Origin of the sequence: Streptomyces flaveolus (assembly GCF_014648815.1) — a bacterium.
Lineage (GTDB): Bacteria > Actinomycetota > Actinomycetes > Streptomycetales > Streptomycetaceae > Streptomyces > Streptomyces flaveolus.
Genome location: NZ_BMRV01000015.1, coordinates 16,881 through 40,100, shown reverse-complemented (window position 1 = coordinate 40,100; position 23,220 = coordinate 16,881). Strand labels below are relative to the sequence as shown.

The window sequence follows — 23,220 nt, the reverse complement described above, 5'->3', positions numbered from 1 at the left end:
AATCTCTTTCGATGCCGAATCTACGCCGATTTTGTTTAAGTTTCAAGAAGTGGTCTCGTAGAGTGGGATACATGAACACGGCACCCATCCCGGCCCCCGCCGACGAGCCCCGCTGGCTCACCGACGAGGAGCAGCTCGTGTGGCGCTCCTACATCGAGGCCGCCACCCTCCTGGAGGACCACCTCGACCGCCAGCTCCAGCGCGACGCGGGCATGCCCCACGTCTACTACGGCCTGCTGGTCAAACTCGCCGAGTCGCCGAGGCGGCGCCTGCGGATGACGGAACTGGCCAAGTACGCGAAGATCACCCGCTCCCGTCTCTCGCACGCGATCGCCCGCCTGGAGAAGAGCGGCTGGGTGCGCCGTGAGGACTGCCCGTCCGACAAGCGCGGCCAGTTCGCGGTGCTCACGGACGAGGGGTACGCGGTCCTGCGGCAGACCGCGCCGGGCCACGTGGACGCCGTGCGCCAGGCCGTGTTCGACCGGCTCACCCCGGAACAGCAGAAGTCCCTCGGCGAGATCATGCGGATCGTCGCCGAGGGACTTCAGCCCGCCGAGGCGGGCGCGGACCTGCCCTGGCTGCGCTGAGCGGATCGCTCAGGAGCCGGGCAGGTCCGCGGGGAACCGTGCGTACGGGGCGTCCCCTCCCCCTACGCACGGGTGGCACGGGTGGTGCTCACGACCCGAGGGGTATCACCGGCCGGTCAGTGGGCGACGACCGGCACCGGCAGCTCGTCCTCGACCCCGTCGCCGGAGCCGGACCCCGTGACGGGCGTGCTGCCCGGACGGCCGGCGTTGACGAAGGTCAGGGCGATCACACCGGCGGCCACCAGGATGCCGACGGCGAACCAGATCGCGCTGGTGTAGCCGTGCACCATGCCCTCCAGCTGGACCAGCTGCTGCTGGGACCGGCCGGCCGCGCCGCCGATGTGGTCCGCGATGTACGACGTGGTGGCCGAGGCGGCGATCGTGTTCAGCAGCGCCGTACCGATGGCGCCGCCCACCTGCTGGGAGGTGTTGACCATCGCGGAGGCGACACCGGAGTCCCGCGGCTGCACTCCCTGGGTGGCCAGGGACATGGCGGGCATGAACGCCGTACCCATGCCGAGACCGAGCAGCAGCATGCCGGGCAGCAGCACGGCGGCGTAGGAGGTGTCGACCTCCAGCTGGGTCAGCAGCAGCATGCCGACGGCGGCGACCAGGAAGCCGGGACCCATCAGCAGACGGGCCGGGACACGGGTCATCAGGCGGGCGCCGATCTGGGTGGAGCCCGTGATCATGCCCGCGACCATGGGCAGGAAGGCGAAGCCGGTCTTCACCGGCGAGTAGCCCTTCACGATCTGCAGGTAGTAGGTGAGGAAGAGGAACAGGCCGAACATGCCGATGATGGCGAGGCCCAGCGAGAGGTAGATACCGCCGCGGCTGCGGTCGGTGACCACGCGCAGCGGCAGCAGCGGGGCCTTGACCCGCTGCTCGACCAGCACGAAGGCGGCCAGCAGCACGACGGAGCCGACGAACATGCCGATGGTCAGGCCGTCGCTCCAGCCGGCCGACTCGGCGCGGGTGAAGCCGTACACGAGCGCTACCAGCCCGAGGGTGGACAGGATCACGCCGGGGACGTCGAGCGGGGAACGGTTGCGGCCACCCTCGGGCTCACGGATGACCAGGTACGCACCGGCCGCGGCGACGACCGCGAACGGGACGTTGACGAAGAAGGTCCAGCGCCAGTCCAGGTACTCGGTGAGGAAGCCGCCGAGGATCAGACCGACGGCGGCACCGCCACCGGCGATGGCGCCGTAGATGCCGAACGCCTTGGCACGCTCCTTGGCGTCCGTGAACATCACGGCGAGCAGGGAGAGCGCGGCGGGCGCGAGCAGCGCGCCGAAGGCACCCTGGAGAGCGCGGGATCCGAACATCATCGCCTCGTTGGTGGCCGCACCGCCGAGCGCGGAGGCGACGGCGAAGCCGGCCAGGCCGAGGACGAAGGTCCGCTTGCGTCCCCACAGGTCGGCGATGCGGCCACCGAACAGCAGCAGACCACCGAAGGCGAGGGCATAGGCCGTCACGACCCACTGCCGGTTGCCGTCGGAGATGCCGAGATCCTGCTGGGCGGATGGCAGAGCGATGTTCACGATGGTCGAGTCGAGGACGACCATCAGCTGGGCGAGCGCGATGAAGACGAGCGCCTTCCAGCGGCCGGCGTCCGGGACGCCGGGAGCCTTGACGGCTGCTTGAGACATGGGGATACCCACTTCGGGACTTCGTGACGGAAAAAGGTCGGTAAAAGGGACGACTGGACCCGGGCGACGGCCACGGGGGCCGGCGTCCTCAGGTCGGACGGCCATGAGTCGCGGAACTACTGGTGACGGGACTGCTGGTCGCGGAGGTACTGGTGGTGGACTACTGGTCGCAGGGCCGGCGCAGGTCCTCCAGGGTCACGGCCGTACCCGGCAGGGCGGAGCGGGCGGGAACCCGCAGCCCGTCCAGGAACAGCTGCAGATGGCGGTGGACGAACCGGTCGGCGCTCACGCACCCCGTACCGGCCGGGGGCCGGCTGAGCTGGGCCGCGGCGATCATCACATCGCCCACGCCCACGTCACTGCGGAGCTGCCCGGCCGCCGCGGCCCGTTCCATGACCTCGGCGACGAGCCGCTCGACGCGGTCGCGCGCCGCCTCCAGGTCGGGGTGGTGCTGGTCGAACGTGCTGGACACCATCGGGCACAACGCGCTGATCCGCTCGTCGGCGGCGGCGTGCACGAAGCGCTCCAGCGCCTCGAACGCGTCGCCGGTCTCCGCGAGGGCCTGCTCGGCCGCCCGTGCCGTACGGTCCATGACCGAGCAGACGACCTCGCGGACGAGGGCGTCGCGGTCGGGGAAGTTGCGGTACACCGTCGCGTTGCCGACACCGGCCCGGCGGGCGATCTCGTCGAGCGGCACGTCGGGGCCGTGCTCGACGAACATCTCCCGGGCGGCGGTGACGATCCGCTCCCGGTTGCGCAGGGCGTCGGCGCGCGGCCGGGTCGCCTTGCGCTGCACGGGGGTGGCGGTCTGCACGGCGTACTCCTCGGGACTGGGGTGGCGATCCGGGGATCGTCTCCCCGTTTCGCTCGGACACAGGGCTAAACGGGGAGACGGTCCCCGGTTATTTCCCGCACTCGGAACGATTCGCGGTGACCTGCGTCACACGCCTCCGGCTGTCCTCGAAGGGCCTGCCCCGAGGGTGCCCGCGCGGGCTCGCCGCCGGGTCGCGAAGGGGCCGCGAGCTGCACGGACACCCCGGTCCCGGACGCCGCCGACGGCTACTCGCGAGAAACCCACGATCGGTCCGCTCCAGCGAGCGCCCGCACACCCCTCGGCACAGGGTGAGCGCAAGGGTGCAGCCGGTGACCGGCGGCTGCCGTGGTCCGGGAGGTCTGCATGCAGCCGCAGCCGCAGGTGCGGCCGCCGAGCCGTCGGATACGCCTGCGTCGGCCGGCCGCGATCGCGACCGTCGCCGTCCTGACGCTCGCCGTCAGCACCTCGGCGGGCACCGGCCGGCTCGCCCCCGGTACCTCGACGGCCGGCCCGGGCCCGGCCGCCCTGTCCCGCTCCTCCGCGCACGGCCCCTGCATGATCAGCGGCGGCTCCGAGATCCAGATGTCGGAAGGCGTCCCGACCTCGTCCGGCTACGCCCGCTCCACCGGGACCGTCCGGGCTCTCAACCTGATGATCGACTTCTCCGACGCGCCCGGCGAGGGCAAGGCCCTGGAGCGGTACGACGAGTTCTTCCCGCAGACCAGGGAGTGGTTCCGCACCAGCTCCTACGGCCGCCTCGACTACCGCCCCGAGAGCCCGGTCCACGGCTGGCTGCGCATGCCCAAGTCGTTCGCCGAGTACGGCATAGAGCGCGGCGCCCCCTTCGACCCCGGCTACCGGGACCTGGTGCAGGACCTGGTGTCGGTGGCCGACGCGAAGGTGGACTTCCGCGCGTACGACCTGCTGAACGTGCTGGTGACGCCCAACGCCGGCCCCTCCGCCCTGGACACGGTCCTGTCCGTCACCTTCGCCGGCAACGCCGAGGCCCCGGTCGCCGACGGCGTCCCGGTGGCGAACGCGTCCTTCGTCTACTCCCGGCAGGACGACGGCTCCGGCTCCTACGACAAGACCGGCTACCGCGTCCTCCCCCACGAGAACGGCCACGTCTTCGGCCTGCCCGACCTCTACACCCAGGAGGGCGGGGGCGCGGTCGGCCACTGGGACATCATGAGCGAGGACTGGGGCGCCAACAACGACCTGCTCGGCTGGCACAAGTGGAAGCTGGGCTGGCTCGACCCGTCCCAGGTGCACTGCGCGTCGCAGCCGGGCACGACGGAGTACACGCTGACGCCGCTGGCCCGCAAGGGCGGCGACAAGCTGGTCGTCGTACCGCTGAACGGCACGTCCGGGTACGCGGTCGAGCTGCGCACCCGCGAGGGCAACGACGAGGCCGTCTGCCGCGAGGGCGTACTGATCTACAAGGTCGACGCGGACGTGGACACGGGGATGGGCCCGGTGACGGTGTACGACTCCCGCAAGGACAGCGGCGGCTGCACCCGCAGCCCCAACGTCCACGCCGAACTCTCGGACGCCGCGTTCACCCCCGGCGAGACCTTCAAGGACCCTCGCCGGGGCGTCACGATCACGGTGTCGGGGGCGGACTTGAAGGGGGACCATCAGGTGCGGGTGACGCGGGGCTGACGGCCCGGGGCGCCGGCCGGCGGGTCACCGGAACGACCGGGACCGGAAACCGGGATTACGGTAGGCCTGCCCCGCCCGCCGTACCGGAGAGCCGATGCCCGCCAACGACACGAACGACACCGCCGACCCGATCGACGCCGGGGGCGCTGGGCAGGTGCAGGGCACGGGAGGCGGCGTCGCCCCGGCCGAGGCGGTCACGCCGCTGCTGCGCGGCATCGCCGTCCTGCGGCGGCTGACCGAGGCGGACGGCGGCACCCTCAGCCTCAGCGGGCTGGAGAAGGCCACCGGCCTGGCCCGCTCCACGGTCGACCGCGTCACGGCCACCCTGGCCCGCATGGGATACGTCCGCCTGGACGGCCGCGACGTGACCCTCGCCCCCCGCCTGATGGAACTGGGCAACGCCTACCTCTCCGCCCTGCGCCTCCCCGCCCTGCTGTCCCACCGGGCCGACGCCCTCGCCGACGAGCTGGACGAGTCGGTGTCCCTGGCGGTCGGCGACCGGGACGGCGTCCGCTTCATCCACCAGGCCACGCGCCGCCGGGCGATGTCCCTGAGCTTCCGCATCGGCGACCTGCTGCCCGCCGAACGCACCGCACCGGGCCCGCTGTTCGCCACGGAGTGGACGGATCCCGACTGGCGCCACTGGCACGACCGCCGGGCGACGGACCCGGAGGACCGCTCCTTCCCTTCCGTACCGCCACGCGGCCACGCCGCCGCCCCCGACGCGGACTTCGAGCACCGTACGGCGAGGGCGGCGGCCGACGGCTGGGCCCTGGACGACCAGCTGATCGAACCGGGCCTGGTCGCGGTCTCGGTCCCGGTACGGGATCCCGGCACCGGCCGGGTGGCGTGCGTGGCGAGCGTGGTGAGCCACACCAGCCGCCACACGGCACAGGACCTGCGCGCCACCCTGCTGCCCCGGCTGCGTTCGGCGGTGACGCAGATGGAGGACGACCTGCGCCACGCCCCGCCACCGGCGCCGGGCCCGCCGCCCGCGGGCCTCGCCACCTGGACGGGAGCGTCGAAACAGGAACTGGGGCGGGAGTTCGTGGAGTCCCTGGCCCGCGGCCTGACCGTACTGACGGCCTTCGGCGAGAGCAGGCCCGCCCTCACCCTGACGGAGGTCGCGAAGGCGACGGGCCTGGCGCGGGCGACGGTCCGCCGGGCCCTGATCACCCACGAACACGCGGGCCTGGTGACACAGTCCGCCGACCGCACCTTCACCCTCACCCCCCGCGTCCTCTCCCTCGGCTTCCCGCCCCTCTCCCGCCTCTCCCTCCCCCAGATCGCCCAGCCCCACCTGACCGCACTGGCGGCCCGGGTCAACGAGTCGGCCGCCCTGGCCGTCCTGTCGGACTCGGGCGAGGAGATCCAGTACACGGCGCGGGCCTCCCCGAGCCGCGTGATGAGCGCCCGCATCACCGTGGGCGCCCGCCTCCCGGCCCCGGCGACCGCCCTGGGCCGCGTCCTGCTCGCGGACCGCGAAGAGGTACGGGCGCAGGGCTACGCCCTGGTCGACGAGGAACTGGAAGCCGGCCTGCGCTCGATCGCGGTCCCGGTACGCGACCGCACGGGCCGGGTCGTCGCCGCGGTGAACGTGGCGATGCACGCGGCCCGCCGGACGACGGAGGCGTGCGTGACGGAGATCCTCCCGGAACTGCACCGGACGGCCACCGCCATGGAGACAGACCTCCGCACAGCGGGCCGCTTCACCCCCGTCCCCCCGACCTGACCACCCGCTACACTGTCGGCGGTGGCACAGCCGTACCACCGCAGGGCCTTCGTAGCTCAGGGGATAGAGCACCGCTCTCCTAAAGCGGGTGTCGCAGGTTCGAATCCTGCCGGGGGCACAGAGAAAAGGGCCAGCTCAGGAGGGTTTCCCTCCCAGGCTGGCCCTTAGCCGTTTCAGGCGCCGTGCCACACGCGTGCCACTACGTCCGCCTCCCCGCCCTGGGCGGCCCACCCACACATGGGCGGGAAGTCACGTAACAGGTCGCCCTCCACGAACTCACGTCGAAAGGGCCATCGCGATCTCCCTCGCACCGCCCTTCGTGGTCACCGGCGTCTGCGCCGGCCAGACGGCGTGGTGGCTCGCGCTGGGCGCCCTGGTGCTCTTCCTGTCCAACCTCTTCGCCCTCGTCTTCGCCGGCATGGTCGTCTTCGCCGTCCTCGGGTACACCCGCACCGCCGGACGGCGCACCCACCACAGACCCCGCCGCGCCTACGTCATGCTCGGGCTGCTCTTCACGGCCGTCCTGCTCCCCCTGGGCGCCAACACGGTCGCCACCGTCCTGCTCGACACCTGGTGCGGGCCAAGAGCGCCGCGGAGCGGTGGCTCACGCAGAGCCCCGGCGCGACGGTCGTCGGTGGGTGACGCCTTCGGACGGCTGCGTTCAGCAGGCCACCGTGATGAGGCGGTCGGGGCCGGGGGTCTCCAGTTCGTCGATCACCGCGACCGCCAGGTCCTCGGCGCTGATCCGGGATCGGCCGTCCGCGTCGAGGAGCAAGGTGTCCGTGCCGCGGCGGTAGCGGCCCGTGCGTTCGCCGGGTTCCAGCAGGGCCGGTGGGCCCAGGTAGACCCAAGAGCCATGGGCGTGGGACCGGCACGTTCGTAGCTGGGCGACGCCCGCGGCGGCCACGGCCTTGATCTCGGCCGGTACGTACTCCGGGTCGTCGGCGACCAGCAGATCGCCGTCGCCGGGGCTGCGCAGTGCGCCGGCGCCGCCGACCACGAAGACGCGGATCCCGAGCTGTGCGGCGATGTCCAGCACCGTCCGGGTGGCGCCGACCAGGAACCCTTCGTCGACCGGCACGGTTCGCAAGGTCACGACGACGGCGTCCGCCGCGCCAGGGGACGCGGTCCCCCCGAGTGCCTCGCGCAGGGCGGGTGCGTCGCCGGCGTCCACCGCGATCGGCGTGACGTTCGGGTTCCCCGGGTTCTCACCCTCCGGTTTCCGGGACAGGGCCAGCATCTCGTGGCCGCGGGCGCTGCCCTCGGTGACCACCCGGCTGCCGACCATCCCGGTGGCGCCCAGTACGGCGATCGTCATGCGTGTCTTCATCGGGTCCGTCCTTCTCGTATCTCGTCGTCGTGGAGTTCGGCTTCTCGGATTCCGGCCCGTGTCCGACCGCCGCGCGCCGCGCCGACGGACAGCTGCGCCGCCAGCAACGCCGCCAGGGCGAGGGCGAAGCCGAGGGTCTGCGGCAGGCTCAGGGACTCGCCCAGCGCGATGCCGATGGCGGCCGCGACCAGCGGGGACAGCAGCACCAGCGGTGCGGACGCGCCGACCGGCAGCTTTCCGAGACCGCGGAACCACAGCGTGGACGCGATCAGTCCGCCCACGCTGCCGAGCCACAGGTACCCGGCGGCGGCCCCGGCGTCGATGCTCGGCGGCGCCCCCTCGATCGCGACGGTGAGCGGGAGCAGGAGCAGGCCGCCCGCCGTCAGTTGCCAGCCGGTCAGGGTCAGGGGGCCGACACCCGTGGGAAGGCCCCACCGTTTGGTGAGGACGATCCCGGCGGCCATGCCGGCCGTACCGCCGAGGCCGGCGACGACCCCGACGGCGTCCAGCCCGGCCTGCGGCCCCAGTACGACGAGTCCGACGCCGACCACGCCGAGCACGCTCCAGGTCAACCGCCAGGCCGTCGGCCGGTCGTGGAGCAGCACGACGGCCAGCCCGGCGACCATCAGCGGCTGGGCGGCGCCGAGGGTGGCGGCGACACCGCCGGGGAGTCGTTCGGCCGTCACGAACAACAGGGGGTACAGGGCACCGATGTTGAGCGCGCCGAGGACGACGGCCTTCCACCACCAGGCCCCGCGCGGGAGCACGCGTGTGATCGCCAGCGCCAGCAGTCCGCCGGGCAGGGCGCGCAGCATCCCCGCGAACAGCGGGTGCCCGGACGGGAGCAGTTCCGTGGTGACGACGTAGGTGGTGCCCCAGGACGCGGGGGCGAGTGCGGTCAGTGCGACGGTGGCCGCCCGGTGCGCGTACGGGATGCTCGGCGGTCCCGGTGCCCGCGCGGTGGTGGTCTGCATATGAGGGAGTCTCAGTTCCCGCCCACCCATGCGTCCAACACATGGTTGTCATCGCAGTCATGAACCAGAACGATGAGGACGTGGACCTCCAGCAGATGCGCTACGTCGTCGCCGTCGCCGAAACCCGTAACTTCACCCGCGCCGCCGAGCGCTGCTTCGTGGTGCAGTCGTCGCTCAGTCACCGGATCGCCGGTCTGGAACGGGAACTCGGGGTCAAGCTGTTCGCCCGGTCCAGCCGCCGTGTCGAACTGACCCCTGCGGGTATGGCGTTCGTCGCCGGCGCACGCGAGTGCCTGGCCGCTGCCGATCGCGCCGCTGCCGATGCCGCCGCCGCGACCGGGGTCGTACGCGGCCGACTCGCCGTCGGCGTGATCGTGACGACGGCTGCCGTCGACGTACCGGAGCTGCTGCAGCGGTACCGGGCCCAGCACCCGGTCGTCCAGGTAGCCCTCCGTTCCGGGCGCAGCGACGAACTGGCCGCGGCGGTGCGGAACGGAGACCTGGACATCGCCTTCCTCGGTATGCCGGAGAGCGACCGTCCTCCGGGTGTGGAGTGCGTCGTTCTCGCTCACGACGAGCATGTGCTGGTGGTGCCGGCCGGGCACCGGCTGGCGGGCGCGGGGGCTTCCCGGGTCACGCTGCGGGAGATCGCCGAGGAGACGTTCGTGGACTTCGTGAGCGGGACGCCCGCCCGGGCCCAGTCCGATCAGGCGTTCGCCGCCGCGGGTCTGGCCCGCCATGTCGCGTACGAAGTCGGCGTCGTGGAGCTGATCACCCGGCTGATCGCGCGCGGGCTCGGCGTCGCGCTGCTGCCGTCGGCGTTCATCCGGCCGCGGGCCGCCGAGGACCCCGGACTGGCGCTGGTGCCGGTGGTCGACGGGCCGCATCGCGTCGAGTACCTGGTGTGGAACCGCTTCAACCCGAGCCCGGCCACCCGGGCGATGCTCGACGTCCTCGGGATCGGACCGCCGTCCACAGCGCCCTGAAACCCCCTGTCAGCTCTCCCCCGCGAGCGCCCTCAGCGCGATGTTGAGCCGGAGCACGTTCACCCGGGGTTCGCCGATGAAGCCGAGGGTGCGGTTCTCCGTGTGCTCGGTGACGAGTTTCTGGACCTCTTCGACGGGCAGGCCGTTCCTTTCGGCGACCCGGTGGGCCTGGAGGTGCGCGTAATCGGGGGAGATGTCCGGGTCCAGGCCGGAGGCGGAGGAGGTGACCGCGTCGGCGGGCACGTCGGAGGGGTGGACGGTGTAGCCGGGCACCGAGTTGTCCTTCACCACGGCGTCCTTGGCGTCCTTCACCCACTGGACGAGTTCCGGGTTGTCGGCGGAGCGGTTGGTGGCTCCGGACAGGATGAGGTCGTACTGGGTGTTGACGGTGTTGGTGCCGAGGCCGTTCTGGGGTCGGCCCTGGAACCACTTGAGGTCCGGCTCCGGGGACTCCTGGCCCCCCTTGAGCGGCAGGTTGTACGACTGACCGATCAGGGACGAGCCGACGCCCCTGCCGTCCGCCGTGATCTCCGAGCCGTTCGCCCTGCCGGGGAAGAGACCCTGGGCCATGCCGGTGATCACGAGTGGGTAGACGATGCCGGTGACCACGGTCAGGACGAGGAGGGCGCGCAGGCCCGCCGCGAGCAGCCGGGCGGTGCTGGTTACGGAGGTGTTCATGTCTGTCAGCCGATCCCGGGGACGAGCGAGACGATCAGGTCGATGAGCTTGATGCCGGCGAACGGGGCGATCAGCCCGCCCAGTCCGTAGACGGCGAGGTTGCGGCGCAGCATCCGGTCGGCGCTCATGGGCCGGTACCGCACCCCCTTCAGCGCGAGCGGCACCAGCACGACGATGATCAGCGCGTTGAAGATCACCGCGGACAGGATCGCGGAGTCGGGCGAGGACAGGCCCATGATGTTGAGCTTGTCCAGGCCGGGGTAGACGGCCGCGAAGAGCGCCGGGATGATCGCGAAGTACTTGGCGACGTCGTTGGCGATGGAGAACGTCGTCAACGCGCCGCGGGTGATGAGGAGTTGCTTGCCGATCTCGACGATCTCGATCAGCTTGGTCGGGTCGGAGTCGAGGTCGACCATGTTGCCGGCCTCCTTGGCGGCCGACGTGCCCGTGTTCATCGCGACGCCGACGTCGGCCTGCGCGAGCGCGGGGGCGTCGTTGGTGCCGTCGCCGGTCATCGCGACCAGCTTGCCGCCGGCCTGCTCCCGCTTGATCAGCGCCATCTTGTCCTCGGGCGTGGCCTCCGCGAGGAAGTCGTCCACGCCCGCCTCGTCGGCGATCGCCTTGGCCGTCAGCGGGTTGTCGCCCGTGATCATGACGGTCCTGATGCCCATGCGGCGCAGCTCCTCGAACCGCTCGCGCATGCCGTGCTTGACGACGTCCTTGAGGTGGATGACACCGAGGACGCGGGCACCGCGCTCGTCCTCGACGGCGACGAGCAGCGGTGTGCCGCCTGCTGCGGAGATGCGCTCGACGGTCGTGTCCGCGTCCTCGGCCACCGTGCCGCCGCGCTCCCGGACCCAGGCGACGACGGAGCCGGCGGCGCCCTTGCGGACCTTGCGCCCGTCGGCGTCCACGCCGGACATGCGGGTCTGCGCGGTGAACGGGATCCACTCGGCACCGACCAGGTCGCCCGAATCAAAGGCGCGAAGCCCTTTCTCGGAACGGTGGTGGTGGGCGACGGGTGGGCGTCCACGCAGCCCGTACTCCTCCTTGGCCAGGGCGACGATCGAGCGGCCCTCGGGCGTCTCGTCGGCCAGTGAGGAGAGTTGTGCCGCGTCGGCGAGCTCGGCCCCGGTGGTGCCGCGCACCGGCACGAACTCGGCCGCCTGCCGGTTGCCGAGCGTGATCGTGCCGGTCTTGTCCAACAGCAGGGTGGAGACGTCACCGGCGGCCTCCACGGCGCGGCCCGACATCGCCAGCACGTTGCGCTGCACCAGTCGGTCCATGCCCGCGATGCCGATCGCGGAGAGCAGGGCGCCGATCGTGGTCGGGATGAGGCAGACCAGCAGCGCCACGAGCACGGCCATCGTCAGGTGGGTGCCGGCGTAGTCGGCGAACGGCGGGAGGGTGGCGCAGGCCAGCAGGAAGACGACGGTCAGCGAGGCCAGCAGGATGTTCAGCGCGATCTCGTTCGGTGTCTTCTGCCGGGCCGCCCCCTCCACCAGGTTGATCATCCGGTCGATGAAGGTCTCACCCGGCTTCGTCGTGATCTTGATGACGACCCGGTCGGAGAGCACCTTCGTGCCTCCGGTCACGGCGGACCGGTCACCGCCCGACTCACGGATGACGGGTGCCGACTCACCGGTGATCGCCGACTCGTCGACCGAGGCGACGCCCTCGACGACGTCACCGTCGCCGGGGATGATGTCGCCGGCCTCGCAGACCACCAGGTCACCGATCCTCAGCTCGGTGCCGGGGACCACGGTCCCGTCGGCCTTGCGGGCGACGGTGCCGGTCTTGGCCTTGCGCAGGGTGTCGGCCTGGGCCTTGCCGCGGCCCTCGGCGACCGCCTCCGCGAGATTGGCGAAGAGCACGGTCAGCCAGAGCCAGGCGCTGATCGTCCAGCCGAACCGGTCGCCGGGGTCCGTGAGGGAGAAGGCCGTGGTCAGGACGGATCCGACGAGGACGACGAACATGACGGGTGACTTCACCATGACCCGCGGGTCGAGCTTGCGGAAGGCGTCGGGCAGCGACTTGACCAGCTGCTTCGGGTCGAAGAGGCCCGCGCCGACGCGGCCCTGATCGGGCTGGGTGGGTGCGTCGTCGTGGGGTGCCCGGGTCGGGGTGGCTGTGGACATCGCGTCCTCGTGCTTCTGCGTGTCGGTGGTCATGACGCCAGCCCTTCGGCGAGCGGGCCCAGGGCCAGGGCCGGGAAGTAGGTCAGACCGGTGATGATCAGGATGGCGCCCACGAGCAGGCCGGTGAACAGGGGCTTCTCGGTGCGCAGGGTGCCCGCGGTGGCCGGGACGGGCCTCTGCTCGGCGAGCGAGCCGGCGAGCGCCAGGACGAACACCATGGGCAGGAAGCGGCCGAGCAGCATGGCGAGGCCGAGGGTGGTGTTGAACCACTGGGTGTCGGCGTTCAGGCCCGCGAAGGCCGAGCCGTTGTTGTTCGAGGCCGAGGTGTAGGCGTAGAGGATCTCGGAGAAGCCGTGCGCCCCACTGTTGGTCATCGAGTTGCCGGGGGTGGGCAGGGCCATCGCCGCGGCGGTGAAGGTCAGGACCAGCGCCGGGGTGACGAGGATGTAGCAGGCTGCGCACTTGATTTCACGGGTGCCGATCTTCTTGCCCAGGTACTCGGGCGTGCGCCCGACCATGAGCCCCGCGATGAACACCGCGATGACCGCCATGACCAGCATGCCGTAGAGGCCGGAGCCCACACCGCCCGGCGCGATCTCGCCCAGCATCATCCCGAGCAGGGTGATGCCGCCGCCGAGGCCGGTGAACGAGGAGTGGAAGGAGTCCACCGCACCGGTGGAGGTCAGGGTGGTCGACACCGCGAAGATCGACGAGCCGCCGATGCCGAACCGGACCTCCTTGCCCTCCATGGCGCCGCCGGCCGCCTGCAACGCGGGGCCGTGATGGGCGAACTCGGTCCACATCATCAGGGCGGTGAAACCGAACCAGATGGTGGCCATGGTGCCGAGGATCGCGTAGCCCTGGCGCACCGAGCCGGTCATGACGCCGAAGGTGCGGGTCAGGGCGACCGGGATCAGCAGGATCAGGAAGATCTCGAAGAGGTTGGTGAAGGGTGTCGGGTTCTCGAAGGGGTGGGCGGAGTTGGCGTTGAAGTAGCCGCCGCCGTTGGTGCCCAGCTCCTTGATGGCCTCCTGAGAGGCCACCGCGCCGCCGTTCCACTCCTGCGTGCCGCCCGTGAACTGACCGACCTCGTGGATGCCGGAGAAGTTCTGGATGACCCCACAGGCCACCAGGACGACCGCGGCGACGGCGGCGAGCGGCACCAGGAGGCGGACGACTCCGCGGACCAGGTCGGCCCAGAAGTTGCCGAGTTCGCCGGTGCGGGACCGGGTGAAGCCGCGGACCAGGGCGACGGCCACGGCGATGCCGACGGCGGCGGAGACGAAGTTCTGCACGGCCAGGCCGGCGGTCTGCACGACGTGGCCCATGGCCTGCTCGCCGTAGTACGACTGCCAGTTGGTGTTGGCCACGAAGGAGGCGGCGGTGTTGAACGCCTGGTCCGGGTCGATCGAGGCGAAGCCCAGCGAGCCGGGCAGCACGCCCTGGAGCCGCTGGAGCAGGTAGAGGAAGAGGACCCCGGCCAGGGAGAAGGCGAGCACGCCGCGCAGGTACGCGGGCCAGCGCATCTCCGTGTCCGGGTCGGCACCGACGCCCTTGTAGATCCATTTCTCGACCCGCAGGTGCTTGGGCGAGGAGTAGACCTTGGCCATGTAGGTGCCGAGGGGGACGTGGGCGAGCGCCAGCGCGGCCATGAGCGCGAGCAGCTGGAGCACGCCGGCGAGGACGGGGCTCATGCGGTGCTCAGAACCTCTCCGGGTGGATCAGGGCGAGGACGAGGTAACCCAGCAGAGCGACGGCCACGATCAGGCCGACGACGTTCTCGGCGGTCACAGCCTCGTCACCCCCTTGGCGACGAGAGCCACGAGCGCGAACACCGCGATCATGGTGACGACGAAGGCCACGTCGGCCATCGCGAGCTCCTAGTGAGGTACGGAGAAGTATCTGACAAGGAGAGGAAAGACCCTCCGTGGCCGGATTCGACCGCCGTTGACGACCTCCTTACGGTGGCCCGAACACCTTTGACGCATCCCTGACGGCAGTACTGCCGTACTGCCCTCAGGCCGCCCGGAGCCGCGGGCGGCGGACGGTGGTGTCCGTGCGCTGCCACAGCCGCTCGCCGGTGCCGGTGACCGCGGACCGCGAGCGGTTCCGCGCGAAGACGACCAGGCGCAGGACGGCGAACCGCGCGACGCCGGTGAGTGCGGAGGCGGACAGGTAGACGACCTGCTCCAGTACCGCGCCGGGTGCCGCCACCAGCTGGTGCAGGACGAGCATCGCCCCGCACGTCACCGCGTACGCGGCGGCCGCGGACCCGGCCGACTGCGTGTGCTGGCGCCACGTCGCGCGTCCGCCCGCGCCGAAGGTGAAGCGGGCGTGCAGCTCGGTGGCCAGGAGCGTGGAGACCACGGTGATCGCGGCGTTGGCCAGGGCCCAGGGGATCCAGGAGGCGAGGGCCGCCACGGCGAAGCTGGACGCGAGCCCCACCCCGCCACCGCACAGCACGAAGCGGGCGAAGGACGCGAAGGCGCCGGGTCCCGCCTGCTGCCGGACCTGTTCCGTGTTCACGATCCACCCCCTCCTCGCCGACCCCTTCAGCGATGGCATCATCGTGGCACACGTATGGCACCACTCGCAGCCGAATTTGACACAGACCGCCTTCCCAGGTGACACCACCCTGCCGAGGAGGCTGTGTACGCGCAGGTCAGCGACTCGGACGGCGGTGAACGCGAACGGGGCGGCGTACGCCGACGTGGTGTCGGAGTACGCCGCCCCGCGGGTGGGACGGTCGGTCTCGCGGCTACTTGGGGTCGCGGTCGAAGGCCGACTTCGACCAGAAGTAGCCGAGCGCGGTGAGGGCCAGGCACCAGCCGAGGGCGAGCCAGCCGTTGTGGCCGATCCCGCTGCCGAGGAGCAGGCCGCGCAGGGTCTCGATGGCCGGGGTGAAGGGCTGGTACTCGGCGATCGGCTGGAACCAGCCGGGCATCGCGTCCACCGGCACGAAGGTGCTGGAGATGAGCGGGAGGAAGATCAGCGGCAGCGCGTTGTTGCTGGCCGCCTCCGCGTTCGGGCTGATCAGGCCCATGCCGACCGCGATCCAGGTGAGCGCCACGGTGAAGAGCACCAGCAGCCCGAACGCCGCCAGCCACTCCAGGGCCGTGGCGTCCGTGGACCGGAAGCCGATGGCCACGCCGACGGCGCCCACGAGGAGCACGCTCATGACCGACTGCACCACGCTGCCGACGACGTGCCCGATGAGCACGGAGCCGCGGTGGATGGCCATGGTGCGGAAGCGGGCGATGATGCCCTCGCTCATGTCCATGGAGACGGACACCGCGGTGCCGATCGTGGTGCTGCCGATGGTCATCAGCAGCAGGCCCGGCACGAGGTAGGCGATGTACTCGGAGCGGTCGGCTCCGCCGCCCCCGATGCCGGCGCTCATCACGTCGCCGAAGATGTAGACGAAGAGCAGCAGGAGCATGACCGGCGTGAGCAGCAGGTTCAGGGTGAGGGACGGGTAGCGCCGGGCGTGCAGGAGGTTGCGGCGCAGCATCGTGGACGAGTCGCGCACGGCGAGGGAGAACCGGGACGGACGGGCGGGCGCCACGGGGGTGCTCATCGGGCAGTCTCCTTGGGCTGGTCGGTGCCGCCGGTCAGGGCGAAGAACACGTCGTCGAGGTCGGGGGTGTGCACGGTCAGCTCGTCCGCCTCGATGCCGGCCGAGTCCAGCAGGTCGAGGACGGCGCGCAGTTCGCGCTGGCTGCCGCCCGAGGGGATCTGCAGCGTGAGCGCCTCGTCGTCCCTGGTGACCTCGCGCAACTCGGTGGCGGCGGAGCGGTAGGCGGCGGGGTCGGAGAAGCGCAGGCGTACGTGTCCGCCGGGGACGATCCGCTTCAGCTCCTCGGCGCTCCCCTCGGCGGCGATCCTGCCGTCGTTCAGCACCGCGATGCGGTCGGCGAGTTCGTCGGCCTCCTCCAGGTACTGCGTGGTGAGGAAGACGGTCACCCCGCTGGTGACCAGTTCGCGGATGATGCCCCACATGGTGTGCCGCGAGCGCGGGTCGAGGCCGGTGGTCGGCTCGTCGAGGAAGATGATCCGCGGGCTCCCGACCAGGGTCATCGCGATGTCCAGGCGGCGCTTCATGCCGCCGGAGTAGGTGGAGGCGGGCTTCTTCGCCGCGTCGGCCAGGTCGAACCGCTCGAGCAGCTCGGCGGTCACCCGTCGGCCCTCCGCACGGGAGAGGTGGTGCAGGTCCGCCATCAGGAGCATGTTCTCCTCGCCGGTGATCAGGCCGTCGACGGCGGAGAACTGCCCGGTGACGCCGATCGCCGCCCGCACCCCGTCCGGTGACGTGGCGATGTCGTGGCCCGCGACCTGGGCCTGCCCGCCGTCGGCGGAGACGAGCGTGGAGAGGATCTTCACGGCGGTGGTCTTGCCGGCGCCGTTCGGACCGAGCAGCGCGAAGACGGAACCGGCCGGGATGTGCAGGTCGATGCCGTCGAGGACGGTCTTCTCGCCGTACGCCTTGCGCAGTCCGACGGCGGAGACGGCGGCCGGCGACGGCCGGCCGGCCGCCTGCCTGGGCGTGGGCATGACAGATGAAGGCATGGAGCCCTCCCGTTCGAGGGGTGAAGTGGCGGGGGCGGGTCGGCGTGCGCGGAGGCGCGGCCGGTCAGACCTTGGCGCGGCGGACGTCGATGTTGCCGTACCGGGTGCGGGCGCGGACCTTGACGGTGTCCTCGGCCTCCCCGGGAGCGTCGGACGCGGTGAGCGTGTTGCGCACCCGACCGGCGTCCGAGTGCGCGTCGAGCCAGGCGGCCGTGCCCTCGCGGATGCCGACCTCGATGGCGCCGTAGGAGGTCTCCAACTGCACCTCGCCGCGGGCCACCTCGCCCACCCGCAGTGCGCCGTGCGCGGTGGTGGCGGTGAGCGACCCCTCGACGCGGGTGACGTTGATGTCACCGTTGGCGTGGCTCACCCGCAGGTCGCCGATGGCGGTGCCGACGGTCGTGGAGCCGTGCGAGTTCTTCAGGACGGCGGAGCCTTCGACGAGGCCGACGCGCACGCTGCCGGAACTGGTGGTGATCTCCGCCGTGCCCTCCACCCGGTCCACGGTGACCGAGCCGTGGGAGGCGGTCAGCTGGAGCGGGCCGGTGATGTCCATGCGGACGTCACCGCCCGAGGTCTTCACCCGGACCTCGCCGAGCCGTCCCTCGCCGAGCACCTGGGTCCAGGAGCCGGTCGTGTCGATGCGCGAGCCCGTGGGCAGCTCCACCGTCACGTCGACGGAGCCGGTGGGCCCGATGAAGCGACGCTCCTTCGTGCTGATCGTCAGGACGCCGCTCGCGTAGGAGACCTCGGTCTGCTCGGCGGCCCGTACGTCCTTGTCCCGCGCGGGGTCGCCGGGCCGCACCTCGACGACGGTGTCGAGCCGGTCGCCCGCGGTGAACCGGATGGAACCCGCGCCCACGTGGGCGGTCACCGCGATCGGTTCGGGAGTGTCGAAAGAAGGCATGGCTGTACCGTCCTCTTGAGTCCTTGGGGCGTCCCCGCTGGTGGGACGTGGGGTGGGGTTGCTGTGCTTCTTCGAGGTGCGGGCGTGGGCGCGGTCAGCGCACCCAGCCGGTGAAGCTCTGTCCGACACTGCGGGTCCGCTCCGTCGCGCGCGGCGCGGCGCCGCCCTCGACCGCGGCCGACACGGCCCGCACCAGCCACGCGTTGACCGACAGGCCCTCACGGCTCGCGGCCTCCTCGGCACGCGCCTTCAGGTGGGCCGGCAGACGCAGGTTGACGCGGGCGGTGCCGCCCTCGTCGCCTTCGGCCGGGGCCGGGGTGGGAAGCGGTCCGGCGGTCACGGCCGCGGGCTCGGCGGAGGCGCCGCCGTCGGTGGGCGCCGGTGTCACGACGAAGTCGGGGTCCAGCCCCCGCAGCCGCACGTCGACCGAGCCGGGGGCGAGTTCACGAGTGATCTCGTCCATCGCGGCGGAGAGCACGTTGAGCATGGTCAACCGGGTCGCCGACTCCAGGGGAGCCGTGAGCCGCTCGGCCAGCGCGCGGGCTTCGTCGCCGCCTGCATCGGCGGCCACCACGAGTTCGCGGCGGAGGGTGTCGACATACGGGGTGAGGTCCATGACGCCATGATGGCACCATGATGGCGTCATGCGCAAGCGTTGATGGCATCTCGTGTCGCCGAGAGCGGCGGTACCCGCTCTGACCTGCAGAAAGGGCAGAGGCTGTGTTTTACGTGGCGCCGACGCCAGCACGCCGATGCGCTTTCGATGGCCCCTGGTGGCACCGGGTGGCGCCGCATGGCGCCAAACCCGTCACCCCTCCTGGGCATGCCCGCCTCGGACCAGTCGGCCGAGGCGCGTTGCTCCCCGCTTCTTCTGGAAACCCGTGGGGAGCACACCCACGCACACCACCACACGACGAGGTGAGAACCATGGTGCTGTTGGGTCTTCTGCTCATGGCGGGCGCCGCCGCCTTCGCGGGCCTGCTGATCGCGTACAACCTGTCCGGCGGTCCGGACTACACGGTGACCCTGCTGGGGAGTCAGCCGTTCACGATCAGCACCCTCGGGGCGTTCCTCGGCGGAATCGCCCTCACCCTGATCTTCGGCCTGGGCATGTGGATGCTGCTGGGCGGCACGATGCTGGCGCGTCGCCGCAGCAAGAAGCGCCGGCTGGACAGCACCGGCATCGCGGAGGAGACGAAGGAACCCCGCCGCCCGGCCGCCCACCGGCTCCACCGGCCCCGGCTGCACAGCCACGGCCACTGACCGTCAGGTGCGGTCGTAGGGGAGATCGGGGCGGCGCTCGGTTCCTACTTGCTCTCCACCCTGCCCAGCGGGTCGGCGTCCTCCGCCAGCGCGGTGACCGCCTCCTTCCAGGCGTTGTCCGCCGGATCGAGGGCGCTGCGCAGGTAGGCCGTGGTGAGGTGCTGGAGCAGGGCCACGCGCGCCGGGTTCTCGTCCGTCGTCTCGGCGACCTCGTAGCCCGGGATGCCTCCGAGGGAGTGCTCGGCCCCGAACAGGGTGAGCAGGCTCTTGGGGCCGGGGCTGTGGGTGTACGGGTCGGTGAACCAGTCCGGTCCGCGCGTGGACAGAGCGGAGTCGTCGTGGTCGCCGGCGACCACGAGGGCCGGGGCCGTCATGCGGTCGAAGGACGGCCGCATGAAGGGGAGGTGCTCGGCGGCGAACGGGGTCAGGTCGTCGCCGAGGCCGGGCAGGGCGAGCAGGACGCCCGTCTTGACGCGCGGGTCGGACAGGTCCTCGCCGGGGACTCCGTCGGCGTCGAGGACGCGCGCGCCCAGCAGCGTGCTCGCCGTCTGGGCTCCCCAGGAGTGTCCGGCCACGGCGACGCGGTCGTGGTCGAGACGGCCGGCGAGTCCCGGCACGGCGGCCGCGAGGACGTCGAGTCCGTCCAGTACGCGCGTGAGGTCCTCGACGCGGAAGCGCCACATCCGCGGTGTCCGGGGGTCCTCGGCGGGGATGGCGAGGGTCCTGGAGTCCAGGTGGGTGGGCTGCAGGACGACGAAGCCCTGGGCGGCCCAGAAGTCCGCGAGCGGCGCGTAGCCGTTCATGGACCAGCCGAAGCCGTGCGAGAGGACGACGACGGGCAGGCCGTCGCCGGTCGCGGGCGCGGAGACCCGGACCTGGAGGTCCTCACCGCGGCCGGGGGCGGGCAGGGTCACCGGCTTCGCGGAGATCACCACGGCGGGTGCGCTCGCGTGCGCGGGGTTCTGTGCGGGCATGGCTGTGCCTTCCGTACGGGTTTCGCGGGTGTTCGCGGAGCGGGGCGGGCCCGGCGCTCGGTGTGCCGGGGCGGCGGGCAGAGCAGGGGGGCCGGGGCCACGCGTGACGGGTGGCCTGGCCGCCGGTTCCGAGGTCTGCCATCATGCAGGAAACGGAACCTTGTTCCGCAAACAATACGGAGCGCCGTTCCGTTTTGCAAGGACCAGGGAAGGAGCAGCCGCGTGCACGACAGCGGTCACCGCACGGGAAGTACCGCCGAGCCCAGGCGCAAGGACGCCCGGCGCAACCAGCAGGCGCTGCTGGACGCGGCCGCCGCCGTCTTCGTCAGGTCGGGCGTGGAGGCACCGGTGCGCGACATCGCCGCCGAGGCCGGCGTGGGGATGGGGACCATCTACCGCCACTTCCCGACGCGGGCGGACCTCATCGTCGCCGTCTACCGGCACCAGGTCGAGGCGCTGGCCGAGGCCGGACCGGCGCTGCTGGCGGACAGCGCGAGTCCGCACGCCGCGCTGGGGCGGTGGATCGACCTGTTCGTCGACTTCCTGGTCACCAAGCACGGGCTCGCCGCCGCACTGCGCTCCGACGAGGCCGGCTTCGAGACGCTGCACGCGTACTTCCTCGACCGGCTCGTGCCGGTGTGCGCCGGCATCCTCGACGCCGCCGTCGCGGCCGGCGAGGTCCGTCCCGGCCTCGACGCCCTGCAGCTCATGCGCGGCGTCGGCAACCTCTGCATCGGCGCCGAGAACGACTCGCGCTACGACGCCCGCCCGCTGGTCGCCCTCCTCGTCGCGGGGATGCGGCAGGCGGGGTGACGTGGCCGGGCGCCGGGTCGGACACGGCCCGGGGCCGCGCCCGCTGGAGGACGTACGTGCTGCGCGAGTCCGGGTCGCCGAAGAAGAAGTAGAGCTCGAGCGCGTCGCTCCCGTCGCGCCGCAGCTCGAAGGTCCACGTGTAGGCCGGGGGTGCCGGCTCGGGTGCGTCCGCCGGGCCGGTGGGCTCGTCGGGGGCGGGCGTCCGCGTGGCCGACGCGGTGCGGGAGGCGAGGGTGAGGCGGACGTGCGGGCCGTCGTTCCAGCCGACGGGCTCGTCGGTCAGGGACCAGCGGCCCGTGCCCGACACGCGCCACCGGTCGTCGAAGTCGAACTCCTGCCCGTCCAGGAGGCGGATGCCCGCCGTCCCGTCCGGCCGGAGGACGACGTTCGTCCGGTCGTAGCCGTCCCACGAGCCCACGACCTCCGCTCGCCGGACGTCGCCGGGAGCGGGCACGTCGTCGTACATGTGCGGGTTGCACCCCGCGAGGACGAGGACGAGCGAGCAGGCGGCGGACGTCGCGTACCGCCGGAAACGGCCGGACGAGTGGGTCGGCATGACCGCATGCTCCCACCTTTTTTGAACGCGTTCAATACTGGGGCTCAGCCGCTGGTGACGCGGCGCATGCGAGGCCGGCGGCCGGGCGGGCGACGGGGCGTGCCGGACCTCGGGGCTAGCATCCGTCCATGACGACCGCAGAGAACGCGCGCAACAACGACAGCCTCCCCCTCGACGTCGAGATCGGCGCCCTCCAGGGCGGGGCCGCCGACCTCGCCCAGTACGCCGGCCGGGTGGTGCTGGTGGTCAACGTGGCCTCCAAGTGCGGGCTGACCCCGCAGTACTCCGGCCTGGAGCGGCTGCACGAGCGGTACGCGGAGCGGGGCTTCACCGTGCTCGGCGTGCCCTGCAACCAGTTCATGGGGCAGGAGCCCGGCAGCGCCGACGAGATCGCCGAGTTCTGCTCGGCGACGTACGGGGTCACCTTCCCGATGACCGAGAAGGTGGACGTCAACGGGGAGGGCCGGCACCCGCTGTACGACCGCCTGACCGGCTTCGCCGACGCCGAGGGGCACAGCGGGGACATCCGCTGGAACTTCGAGAAGTTCCTGATCGGACGGGACGGCAAGGTCGCGGCCCGCTTCTCGCCGCAGACCGAGCCGGAGTCGGCCGAGGTCGTCGCGGCCGTCGAGGAGCGCCTCGCCGGTTGACCTTGTCCCTGGGGCAGGGCCGAGCCTCGTCGTCGCCGGGCGGAACGGACCGCCCGGTGGCGGAGGATGACGACGTGGACGACGCGCGCGACGACGAGTTGCTGACCATCGGGGCGTTCGCCGCGCGGGCCCGGTTGTCGGCCAAGGCCCTGCGGTTGTACGACCGTCTGGGCCTGCTGACGCCGGCCCACGTGGACGAGACCACTGGCTACCGCTACTACCGGACCGGCCAGGTCGAACGGGCCCGGCTCGTGGCGCTGCTGCGGCAGCTGGACATGCCGTTGGCCCGGGTCGCCGAGGTGGTCCGGGCGGACGGCGCCGGCGCGGCCGGGCTGCTCGGCGCGTACTGGACGGACGTGGAGGCGCGTTTCGCCGGGCAGCGCACGCTCGCCGCCTACCTCCGTGCACGGTTGTCGGGAAAGGACTCCGAGGTGTACGAGAAGTTCGCGGTCGAGACGGTGGACGTGCCCGGGCGGGTACTGATCACCGAGACCCGGCACACGCTGGCGCCCGAACTGCCGGCGTGGATCGGTGCCTCGCTGGGGCGGCTGGAGGAGGCGGCCCGCGGCTGCGGGGGCGTGGTCGCGGCGCCGTACGTCGCCTACCACTCCGAGGTGTCGCTGGAGAGCGACGGCCCGGCCGAGTCGTGCGTGCCGGTCGCCGACGAGGCGGCGGCGCGGGCGTGGGTGGAACGGCACGGGCGCGCATGGGAGGCGCGGGTGCGGGTGGAGCCGGCCCGGCGGCTGGCCTTCACCCGGATCACCAAGGCCCAGGTGGCCCATCCGCAGATCCTGGCGGCCTTCGAGGCGGTGGAGGCGTGGATCGCCGACCGGGGTCTGACCGTGGACGGGCCGTGCCGTGAGGTGTACTTCGCCGACTGGGACGCGGCCGGACCGGAGGATCCGGTGTGCGACGTGGCGTTCCCGGTGAGGTGACCG

The 23,220-nt window shown here is 71.9% G+C and carries 23 protein-coding genes, 1 tRNA gene and 1 pseudogene; 10 read left to right on the top strand and 15 right to left on the bottom strand.

All coding sequences use genetic code 11. The features are described from left to right. Positions 1-71 precede the first annotated feature (71 nt). Positions 72-587, top strand: a complete 516-nt coding sequence (locus IEZ05_RS28870) for a MarR family winged helix-turn-helix transcriptional regulator (RefSeq protein ID WP_161168485.1) — start codon at positions 72-74, stop codon at positions 585-587. Positions 588-703: 116 nt separating this feature from the next. Here IEZ05_RS28870 and IEZ05_RS28865 read toward each other — a convergent pair whose 3' ends face one another. Both IEZ05_RS28865 and IEZ05_RS28860 read right to left on the bottom strand, forming a co-directional pair. Further along, the gene (locus IEZ05_RS28865) at positions 704-2,239 is read right to left on the bottom strand and encodes an MFS transporter (protein ID WP_189233201.1); all 1,536 of its coding nucleotides are present in this window, start codon (positions 2,237-2,239) and stop codon (positions 704-706) included. Between the two features lie 160 nt (positions 2,240-2,399). Next, positions 2,400-3,053 carry a TetR/AcrR family transcriptional regulator gene (locus IEZ05_RS28860; protein ID WP_189233200.1) on the bottom strand — a complete coding sequence of 218 codons (654 nt, stop codon included), beginning with the start codon at positions 3,051-3,053 and terminating at the stop codon, positions 2,400-2,402. Positions 3,054-3,416: 363 nt separating this feature from the next. Between IEZ05_RS28860 and IEZ05_RS28855 the strand changes: the two genes are divergently transcribed. From IEZ05_RS28855 to IEZ05_RS36985, 4 genes and pseudogenes are all read left to right on the top strand, one after another. Then, positions 3,417-4,715, top strand: coding sequence for a M6 family metalloprotease domain-containing protein (locus IEZ05_RS28855; RefSeq protein ID WP_189233199.1), 1,299 nt, complete (start codon positions 3,417-3,419; stop codon positions 4,713-4,715). 94 nt (positions 4,716-4,809) lie between these two features. Beyond that, positions 4,810-6,447, top strand: a complete 1,638-nt coding sequence (locus IEZ05_RS28850; protein ID WP_189233198.1) for an IclR family transcriptional regulator domain-containing protein — start codon at positions 4,810-4,812, stop codon at positions 6,445-6,447. A 45-nt stretch (positions 6,448-6,492) separates the two neighbouring features. Beyond that, positions 6,493-6,565: transfer RNA gene (locus tag IEZ05_RS28845), tRNA-Arg, on the top strand. Then, positions 6,536-6,799: pseudogene (locus tag IEZ05_RS36985) on the top strand (hypothetical protein); the annotation flags it as partial. The gene IEZ05_RS28845 and the pseudogene IEZ05_RS36985, both read left to right, overlap by 30 nt. A 309-nt stretch (positions 6,800-7,108) precedes the next feature. Here IEZ05_RS36985 and IEZ05_RS28835 read toward each other — a convergent pair. Beyond that, positions 7,109-7,777 carry an NAD(P)-dependent oxidoreductase gene (locus IEZ05_RS28835; protein ID WP_229869908.1) on the bottom strand — a complete coding sequence of 223 codons (669 nt, stop codon included), beginning with the start codon at positions 7,775-7,777 and terminating at the stop codon, positions 7,109-7,111. Further along, positions 7,774-8,751 (bottom strand): EamA family transporter, encoded by a 978-nt coding sequence (locus IEZ05_RS28830; protein WP_189233197.1) that lies wholly within the window; start codon positions 8,749-8,751, stop codon positions 7,774-7,776. The genes IEZ05_RS28835 and IEZ05_RS28830 overlap by 4 nt, the downstream gene beginning before the upstream one ends. Positions 8,752-8,831: 80 nt before the next feature. Between IEZ05_RS28830 and IEZ05_RS28825 the strand changes: the two genes are divergently transcribed. Then, positions 8,832-9,737 (top strand): LysR family transcriptional regulator, encoded by a 906-nt coding sequence (locus IEZ05_RS28825; protein WP_189233321.1) that lies wholly within the window; start codon positions 8,832-8,834, stop codon positions 9,735-9,737. A gap of 9 nt (positions 9,738-9,746) precedes the next feature. Here IEZ05_RS28825 and IEZ05_RS28820 read toward each other — a convergent pair whose 3' ends face one another. From IEZ05_RS28820 to IEZ05_RS28780, 9 genes are all read right to left on the bottom strand, one after another. Continuing rightward, positions 9,747-10,415: a potassium-transporting ATPase subunit C gene (locus tag IEZ05_RS28820; protein WP_189233196.1), complete on the bottom strand. Its 669-nt coding sequence runs from the start codon at positions 10,413-10,415 to the stop codon at positions 9,747-9,749. A 5-nt stretch (positions 10,416-10,420) separates the two neighbouring features. Then, complete coding sequence (kdpB, locus tag IEZ05_RS28815) at positions 10,421-12,586, bottom strand: potassium-transporting ATPase subunit KdpB (RefSeq protein WP_189233195.1); 2,166 nt, start codon at positions 12,584-12,586, stop codon at positions 10,421-10,423. Further along, positions 12,583-14,247: a potassium-transporting ATPase subunit KdpA gene (gene kdpA / locus IEZ05_RS28810; RefSeq protein WP_189233194.1), complete on the bottom strand. Its 1,665-nt coding sequence runs from the start codon at positions 14,245-14,247 to the stop codon at positions 12,583-12,585. The genes kdpB and kdpA overlap by 4 nt, the downstream gene beginning before the upstream one ends. A 7-nt stretch (positions 14,248-14,254) precedes the next feature. Next, on the bottom strand, positions 14,255-14,344 hold the full coding sequence (gene kdpF, locus IEZ05_RS28805) for a K(+)-transporting ATPase subunit F (RefSeq protein WP_007451765.1): 90 nt from the start codon (positions 14,342-14,344) through the stop codon (positions 14,255-14,257). Positions 14,345-14,569: 225 nt separating this feature from the next. Further along, positions 14,570-15,118 carry a GtrA domain-containing protein gene (locus IEZ05_RS28800; protein ID WP_229869914.1) on the bottom strand — a complete coding sequence of 183 codons (549 nt, stop codon included), beginning with the start codon at positions 15,116-15,118 and terminating at the stop codon, positions 14,570-14,572. 193 nt (positions 15,119-15,311) lie between these two features. Then, positions 15,312-16,130, bottom strand: coding sequence for an ABC transporter permease (locus tag IEZ05_RS28795; protein WP_189233193.1), 819 nt, complete (start codon positions 16,128-16,130; stop codon positions 15,312-15,314). Next, entirely contained in the window at positions 16,127-17,119 is a 993-nt protein-coding gene (locus IEZ05_RS28790; RefSeq protein WP_229869907.1) for an ATP-binding cassette domain-containing protein, read from the bottom strand. The genes IEZ05_RS28795 and IEZ05_RS28790 overlap by 4 nt, the downstream gene beginning before the upstream one ends. Positions 17,120-17,183: 64 nt before the next feature. After that, the gene (locus IEZ05_RS28785; protein ID WP_189233192.1) at positions 17,184-18,026 is read right to left on the bottom strand and encodes a DUF4097 family beta strand repeat-containing protein; all 843 of its coding nucleotides are present in this window, start codon (positions 18,024-18,026) and stop codon (positions 17,184-17,186) included. Between the two features lie 94 nt (positions 18,027-18,120). Next, positions 18,121-18,642 (bottom strand): toxin-antitoxin system HicB family antitoxin, encoded by a 522-nt coding sequence (locus IEZ05_RS28780; RefSeq protein ID WP_189233191.1) that lies wholly within the window; start codon positions 18,640-18,642, stop codon positions 18,121-18,123. Positions 18,643-18,953: 311 nt separating this feature from the next. On the opposite strand from IEZ05_RS28780, the gene IEZ05_RS28775 reads away from it, so the two are divergent. After that, positions 18,954-19,289: a hypothetical protein gene (locus IEZ05_RS28775; protein WP_229869906.1), complete on the top strand. Its 336-nt coding sequence runs from the start codon at positions 18,954-18,956 to the stop codon at positions 19,287-19,289. 44 nt (positions 19,290-19,333) lie between these two features. On the opposite strand, the gene IEZ05_RS28770 is transcribed toward IEZ05_RS28775, so the two are convergent. After that, positions 19,334-20,263 carry an alpha/beta hydrolase family protein gene (locus IEZ05_RS28770; protein ID WP_189233190.1) on the bottom strand — a complete coding sequence of 310 codons (930 nt, stop codon included), beginning with the start codon at positions 20,261-20,263 and terminating at the stop codon, positions 19,334-19,336. A gap of 222 nt (positions 20,264-20,485) precedes the next feature. Between IEZ05_RS28770 and IEZ05_RS28765 the strand changes: the two genes are divergently transcribed. Then, positions 20,486-21,076, top strand: coding sequence for a TetR/AcrR family transcriptional regulator (locus IEZ05_RS28765; RefSeq protein ID WP_189233189.1), 591 nt, complete (start codon positions 20,486-20,488; stop codon positions 21,074-21,076). Here IEZ05_RS28765 and IEZ05_RS28760 read toward each other — a convergent pair. Further along, a complete protein-coding gene (locus IEZ05_RS28760) occupies positions 20,970-21,632 on the bottom strand; it encodes a hypothetical protein (RefSeq protein WP_189233188.1) in 663 nt (220 codons plus the stop codon). The two genes, IEZ05_RS28765 and IEZ05_RS28760, sit on opposite strands and share 107 nt — an antisense overlap. Before the next feature lie 128 nt (positions 21,633-21,760). Between IEZ05_RS28760 and IEZ05_RS28755 the strand changes: the two genes are divergently transcribed. After that, on the top strand, positions 21,761-22,282 hold the full coding sequence (locus IEZ05_RS28755; protein WP_229869905.1) for a glutathione peroxidase: 522 nt from the start codon (positions 21,761-21,763) through the stop codon (positions 22,280-22,282). A 56-nt stretch (positions 22,283-22,338) separates the two neighbouring features. Then, positions 22,339-23,217, top strand: coding sequence for a MerR family transcriptional regulator (locus tag IEZ05_RS28750; protein WP_189233187.1), 879 nt, complete (start codon positions 22,339-22,341; stop codon positions 23,215-23,217). Positions 23,218-23,220: the final 3 nt, after the last annotated feature.

What these genes read in the sequence shown, in the direction of transcription:
- IEZ05_RS28870 (WP_161168485.1), top strand. Translation starts at nt 72, where the DNA reads ATGAACACGGCACCCATCCCGGCCCCCGCCGACGAGCCCCGCTGGCTC.
- IEZ05_RS28865 (WP_189233201.1), bottom strand. Translation starts at nt 2,239, where the DNA reads ATGTCTCAAGCAGCCGTCAAGGCTCCCGGCGTCCCGGACGCCGGCCGC.
- IEZ05_RS28855 (WP_189233199.1), top strand. Translation starts at nt 3,417, where the DNA reads ATGCAGCCGCAGCCGCAGGTGCGGCCGCCGAGCCGTCGGATACGCCTG.
- IEZ05_RS28850 (WP_189233198.1), top strand. Translation starts at nt 4,810, where the DNA reads ATGCCCGCCAACGACACGAACGACACCGCCGACCCGATCGACGCCGGG.
- IEZ05_RS28835 (WP_229869908.1), bottom strand. Translation starts at nt 7,777, where the DNA reads ATGAAGACACGCATGACGATCGCCGTACTGGGCGCCACCGGGATGGTC.
- IEZ05_RS28830 (WP_189233197.1), bottom strand. Translation starts at nt 8,751, where the DNA reads ATGCAGACCACCACCGCGCGGGCACCGGGACCGCCGAGCATCCCGTAC.
- IEZ05_RS28820 (WP_189233196.1), bottom strand. Translation starts at nt 10,415, where the DNA reads ATGAACACCTCCGTAACCAGCACCGCCCGGCTGCTCGCGGCGGGCCTG.
- kdpB (WP_189233195.1), bottom strand. Translation starts at nt 12,586, where the DNA reads ATGACCACCGACACGCAGAAGCACGAGGACGCGATGTCCACAGCCACC.
- kdpA (WP_189233194.1), bottom strand. Translation starts at nt 14,247, where the DNA reads ATGAGCCCCGTCCTCGCCGGCGTGCTCCAGCTGCTCGCGCTCATGGCC.
- IEZ05_RS28800 (WP_229869914.1), bottom strand. Translation starts at nt 15,118, where the DNA reads ATGCCATCGCTGAAGGGGTCGGCGAGGAGGGGGTGGATCGTGAACACG.
- IEZ05_RS28795 (WP_189233193.1), bottom strand. Translation starts at nt 16,130, where the DNA reads ATGAGCACCCCCGTGGCGCCCGCCCGTCCGTCCCGGTTCTCCCTCGCC.
- IEZ05_RS28790 (WP_229869907.1), bottom strand. Translation starts at nt 17,119, where the DNA reads ATGCCTTCATCTGTCATGCCCACGCCCAGGCAGGCGGCCGGCCGGCCG.
- IEZ05_RS28785 (WP_189233192.1), bottom strand. Translation starts at nt 18,026, where the DNA reads ATGCCTTCTTTCGACACTCCCGAACCGATCGCGGTGACCGCCCACGTG.
- IEZ05_RS28780 (WP_189233191.1), bottom strand. Translation starts at nt 18,642, where the DNA reads ATGGACCTCACCCCGTATGTCGACACCCTCCGCCGCGAACTCGTGGTG.
- IEZ05_RS28775 (WP_229869906.1), top strand. Translation starts at nt 18,954, where the DNA reads ATGGTGCTGTTGGGTCTTCTGCTCATGGCGGGCGCCGCCGCCTTCGCG.
- IEZ05_RS28770 (WP_189233190.1), bottom strand. Translation starts at nt 20,263, where the DNA reads ATGCCCGCACAGAACCCCGCGCACGCGAGCGCACCCGCCGTGGTGATC.
- IEZ05_RS28760 (WP_189233188.1), bottom strand. Translation starts at nt 21,632, where the DNA reads ATGCCGACCCACTCGTCCGGCCGTTTCCGGCGGTACGCGACGTCCGCC.
- IEZ05_RS28755 (WP_229869905.1), top strand. Translation starts at nt 21,761, where the DNA reads ATGACGACCGCAGAGAACGCGCGCAACAACGACAGCCTCCCCCTCGAC.